Annotated in this window: 5 protein-coding genes; all 5 read left to right on the forward strand. The window is 71.4% G+C overall.

Annotated features, from left to right (window positions below):
• Positions 1 to 923, forward strand: a 923-nt coding sequence (locus AC13HU_RS31140) for an ABC transporter permease (protein WP_483045321.1), incomplete at its 5' end; no start/stop codon positions are given.
• Positions 920 to 2668, forward strand: coding sequence for an ABC transporter ATP-binding protein (locus AC13HU_RS31145; RefSeq protein ID WP_483045322.1), 1749 nt, complete (start codon positions 920 to 922; stop codon positions 2666 to 2668). The genes AC13HU_RS31140 and AC13HU_RS31145, both read left to right, overlap by 4 nt.
• 7 nt (positions 2669 to 2675) lie before the next feature.
• Complete coding sequence (locus AC13HU_RS31150; protein ID WP_483045323.1) at positions 2676 to 2840, forward strand: alpha/beta fold hydrolase; 165 nt, start codon at positions 2676 to 2678, stop codon at positions 2838 to 2840.
• A 38-nt stretch (positions 2841 to 2878) separates the two neighbouring features.
• Positions 2879 to 4054: a glycoside hydrolase family 1 protein gene (locus tag AC13HU_RS31155; RefSeq protein WP_483045324.1), complete on the forward strand. Its 1176-nt coding sequence runs from the start codon at positions 2879 to 2881 to the stop codon at positions 4052 to 4054.
• Positions 4055 to 4457: 403 nt separating this feature from the next.
• On the forward strand, positions 4458 to 5562 hold a 1105-nt coding region (locus tag AC13HU_RS31160; protein WP_483045325.1), incomplete at its 3' end, for a nucleotide-binding protein.

A 5562-nucleotide genomic window follows, 5' to 3' on the forward strand; every position in this document is an offset into this window, starting at 1 on the left:
CCCCCTCGGCAGCGCCGGCCGCCACCGCGCCCGCGGCGCCGTCGAGTTCGGGCGCGGTGCGCACGCTCCAGTTCTTCGGCCGCTCGTTCGGCACGGTGTGGAGCAACGGCAAGGCCCGCGTGGGCCTGGTGATCCTCGCGGTCTTCGTCCTGGTGGCGATCTTCGCGCCGCTCATCGCCCCGTACTCCCCGCACGCGAACGACTTCCCGCCCGACACCGGCGGCAGCTCCGCCCACCTGCTGGGCACGACCGGCGCCGGCGAGGACGTGCTGTCCCAACTGCTCTACGGGGCGCGGGTGTCGATCCTGGTCGGCTTCGTCGCCGGCGGCCTGTCCACGCTGGTCGCGGTGGCGGTCGGGCTGTCCTGGGGCTATCTGCGGGGCTGGCTCGGCGAGGTGGTCAACTTCGTCGTCAACCTCTTCCTGGTGGTCCCCGGCCTGCCGTTGATGATCATCATCGCCGCCTACATGCAGAACGGCGGTCTGAAGATGATCGTGCTGGTGGTCGTGATCACCGGCTGGGCCTGGGGAGCGCGGGTGCTGCGGGCGCAGACCCAGTCGCTGCGCAGCCGGGACTTCGTCACCGCGGCGCTGTTCAGCGGCGAGAGCGCGACCCGGGTGGTGTTCCGGGAGATCCTGCCCAACATGACCTCGATGATCGCCGGTTCCTTCTTCGGCGCGGCCACCGCCGCGGTGCTGGCGGAGTCCGGGCTGTCCTTCCTCGGGCTCGGCGACCCCTTCACGGTCAGCTGGGGCTCGATGCTCTATTGGGCGCAGAACTCCAACGCCCTCCTCACCGGCCAGTGGATCCTGCTGTTCGCCCCAGGGCTGTGCGTCGCGCTGCTGGCCACCGCGATGACCCTGGTCAACTTCGGTGTCGACGGGCTGAGCAACCCGCGGCTGCGGGAAGGGAACGGACGATGAGCCTGCTCGACGTCAGGAACCTCAGCATCGTCTACGAACCGCGCGGCGCCGAGCCGACCACCGCGGTCAAGGACGCCTCCTTCCGCCTGGCGGAGGGCGAGTTCGTCGGCCTGGTCGGCGAGTCGGGATCGGGGAAGTCCACCCTGGGCTTCGCCCTGACCCGGCTGGCCAAGCCCCCGGCGCGGATCTCCGACGGCCAGATCCTCTTCGACGGCACGGACATCGCCGGGCTGGACACCGAGCAGGTGCGGGTGCAGCGCCGCGGCGGCTTCGCCATGGTCCTGCAGTCCGGGATGAACGCGCTCAACCCGGTACGCACCATCGGCCACCACTTCGGCGACATCTTCGCCGCCCACGGCCATGTGCCGCGACCGCGGCGGCGCGGCCGGGCGGTGGAGCTGCTGGAGAAGGTCGAGCTGACCGGGTCCGTACTCGACCGCTACCCGGGCGAGCTGTCCGGCGGCATGCGGCAGCGCGTCTCCATCGCCCTGGCGCTCTCCCTCGAACCGCGGATGATGGTCTTCGACGAACCCACCACGGCGCTGGACGTGATGGTCCAGCACGCGGTGATGCGCACCATCCGCGAACTGCAGGAGAGCGAGGGCTTCACCGCGGTCCTGATCAGCCACGACCTGGGTGTGGTGCTGGAGTCCACGGCCCGGGTGATGGTGATGAAGGACGGGGTCATCGTGGAGGACGCCCCCTCCCGGGACATCTACCAGCGGCCCCAACACCCGTACACGCAGACGCTGCTCGGCCACTACGCCGACCCGCGCGCGGAAGTGGTGGAGCTGCCGGGCCTGCCGGCGGCCGAGCGGGATACGACGACGGCGCCGGCGGCCGGCGCGGGCCACGACCGGGCCGGCGGCGGTGCGGGCGGCCACGCGGGCGCTCGCTCGGGCAGCCGTACGGGCGCTCGCGCGGCCGCACAGGACGCCGTCGTCGTGGCGGACGTCAGCCGCGTCTACCCCGGGCGGCGGCGCGGGGACACCCCGGTCACGGCCGTGGAAGGGGTCTCCTTCCGGCTGGAACCGGGCGAGTCGATGGCCCTGGTCGGCCAGAGCGGATCGGGGAAGTCCACCCTGGCCAAGCTGATCACCGGGGTGGAACAGCCCAGCAGCGGCACCGTCTCCTTCGGCGAGCTGCGGGTGGACCAGCTGCGCCGCCGGCAGTTGCACAAGCTGCACGCCGACGTCCAGATGGTCTTCCAGGACCCGTACTCCGCGCTCAACCCGCTGCACACGGTCGAATACACGCTCACCCGGCCGGTGGTCAACTTCACCGGGCGCAAGGGGGCGGAGGCCAGGAAGCGGGTGCTCGAACTGCTGGAGATCGTCGGGCTGACCCCGGTCGAGCAGTTCGCCGCGCGGCTGCCGCACGAGTTGTCCGGCGGCCAGCGCCAACGCGTGGTCATCGCCCGCGCGTTGGCGAGCGACCCGCAGGTGCTGATCGCCGACGAGCCGGTCTCCATGCTCGACGTCTCGCTGCGGGCCGGCGTGCTGGCGCTGCTGCGGGACCTGCGCAGCGAGTTCGGCGTCTCCCTGCTCTACATCACCCATGACCTGCTCTCCGCACGGGTGGTGACCGACAAGATCATGGTGCTCCACCAGGGCCGGGTGGTGGAGTCCGGGCCGACCGCCCAGGTGTTGCGCTTCCCCGAACACGACTACACGACCCGGCTGCTGGACTCCATCCCGCAGCCCGCGCGCCGCTTCGCGACCACCGGCCCCGGCGGACCCGCCTAGGCGCGGCATGACCGGGACGGCGGACGCCTGGCCGCAGGAGTGGCGGCGCACGATGGCCGAACGCCTCGGCGCGCGCTACGAGGTCATCGCCGACGCCGGTCATCCGCCCAACCAGGAGAACCCGGTCGCCACCGCGAACCTGCTCTCCGACTTCTGGTCGCACACCCGCTGACCGGTCGTCACTTTTCTCACACGAACGAGGTTTTCTCCGTGCTGCACTTCCCCGACCGTTTCCTGTGGGGCTCCGCGACCGCCGCCCACCAGATCGAGGGAAACAACATCAACAACGACTGGTGGCCGCGCGAACACGCGCCCGGCACCAGCATCGTCGAACCCTCCGGCGACGCCTGCGACAGCTACCACCGCTTCCGCGAGGACATGACCCTGCTGCGCGACGCGGGCCTGGACACGTACCGGTTCAGCATCGAGTGGAGCCGCATCGAGCCCGAGGAGGGCGTGGTCTCGCGCGCCTCGATCGACCACTACCGCCGCATGGTGGACACCGCGCTGGAGTTGGGCATCACCCCGATGGTGACGCTGATGCACTTCACCGTCCCGCGCTGGTTCGCGCAGGAGGGCATGTGGCGCAGCCCCAAGGCCGCGGACCGCTTCGCGCGGTTCACGGAGCTGGCGCTGCCGATCCTCGGCGACGAGGTGAAGTGGGTCTGCACCATCAACGAGCCCAACATCGCGGCGATGATCGCGGGCGGTGACGACCCGGCGAACCTGGTCGCGTACGGCCTCCCGGCGCCGGACCTCCAGGTCGCGGACGCGCTGCTGGACTGCCACCACCGCTCGCGCGAGGTGCTGTCCGGCGTGGGCGGGGTCCGCTCCGGATGGACCGTCGCCACCCAGGCGTTCCAGGCCGAGCCGGGCTGCGAGGAGGTCGCGCACGCCTACGGGTACCAGCGCGACGACTGGTACCTGGAGGCCGCGCGCGGCGACGACTGGGTCGGCGTGCAGGCGTACACCCGGACGATCATCGGCCCGGACGGCCCGCGCCAGGTGCCCGAAGGCGTCGAGACCACGCTGACCGGGTGGGAGTACTACCCGCGGGCGCTGGAGTTGGGGGTGCGCAGCGCCTGGGAGAAGACCGGGGGCACGCCGGTCTTCGTGACCGAGAACGGCATCGCCACCGCCGACGACGCCCGACGGATCGACTACACCCGCGGCGCGCTGGCCGGCCTGCACGCGGCCATCACCGACGGCGTGCGGGTGGAGGGCTACCTCCACTGGAGCCTGCTGGACAACTACGAGTGGGCGTCCGGCTATCGCCCCACCTTCGGCCTGATCTCCGTGGACCGGGAGACCTTCGTGCGCACCCCCAAGCCGTCACTGGCCTGGCTGGGCGGCGTCGCCCGTTCCAACGGCCTCGACCCGCGGTAGCGGCTGCGCCGCGCCGCGCTCGCGTGATCCGGTGCCGGCTCGACTTCCGTGCGGAGAACGTGGAGTTCAACGCCCCGAAGGCCCTCATCCACCTCTACCCGGCTATCGTGGGCTGCACGGCCACCTGTTCTTGACCGTCGTCACATACGGTCATGATCACGGTCGCCGTCCGCATCCCCCCAGCAACCCACCCGACCTGCGTAGACATCCCAACGATCAAGACTTTGCAGCTGCCGTGGGGCGCTTCCCTCCCACATGATCGTCCGCTATAACACAAACGGCGATGCGCGGGCCTGTGAGGTTCGCGATCGGTTGCCTAGGCTTTCCCTGAACGGGGCAGGGGTCGGCGACGGACTGTTTGGAAGGGTGCGGGGCGGTTGAGGACAGCAGACCAGGAGGCAGCGTGAGCAGCGATCGGGACTACAACCGCGCGGGCGGGGCCGGTCCTGGCGACGACCTGTCGGAGTCCGACCGCACCAGCGAGTTGACGATCAGATCGCGGCTGCCCACCTGGTACATGGTGAGCGCGCCGGACGCCGAGCCGGACAGCGAGGAGCCCGAGGACGCGGTGCCCGGGCCGGACGCCTCGGCCGGGACGTCCGGGGCGGCGCCGTCGGCACCCGCGGCCGCGCCGCAGGAGCAGCAGCCGCAGGAAGAGGAAGAGGAAGAGGAGGAGCCGCGCACGCAGATCCTGCGCCGGCCCCTCCTCCAGAGTGGCGCCGGTTTACCGCAGAACCAGCAGCCGCAGCCCGGGACCGCCGGAGCGCCGCGGCCGCTGCCCGCGCGAAGCGGATACGGGTTCCCGCAGTCGGGCCAGCCCGCGGCGCCCGCGGCGCCCGGTCTGCCAGCGACACCCGCTGTTCCCGCGACGCCTGCTCCGCCCGCTTCGCCTGCTTCGCCTGCGATACCCGCGGTGCCGGCGGCACCCGCGACTGCCGGCCCGCCGGAACCACCGACGGGCACCCCACCGCATGGCACCCCGCAGCCGGGTGCCATGCCCGTCGACCCACGGGCCGAGCAGCCCGGAGCGCCGCAGGGATTCGGCCCTCCCATCGACCCGCGGGCCGGTGGCTGGCCGACGGTGACGCCCGACCAGCGTCAACGCACCGCGCAGGGTGGTGCGCCGCTCGGCTACACCGCGGCGGTCGAGTTGAGTTCGGACCGGCTGCTGCGGAATCAGCCGAAGCCGAAGAAGCCCGGTGCCAACGCGCAGCCGTCCCGGTTCAAGCTCGGTGGCAAGAAGGAGGAGGCGGAGCGGAAGCGGAAGTTGGAGCTGATCCGTACTCCGGTGCTGTCGTGCTATCGGATCGCGGTCATCAGTCTCAAGGGCGGTGTCGGCAAGACGACGACGACCACCGCGCTGGGTGCCACCCTCGCCGGTGAGCGGCAGGACAAGATCCTGGCGATCGACGCCAACCCGGACGCGGGCACGCTCGGCCGCCGGGTGCGCCGGGAGACCGGTGCGACCATCCGCGACCTGGTGCAGGCGATCCCGTACCTCCACAGCT

The sequence above is a fragment of the Streptomyces sp. NH27 genome (assembly GCF_056859195.1).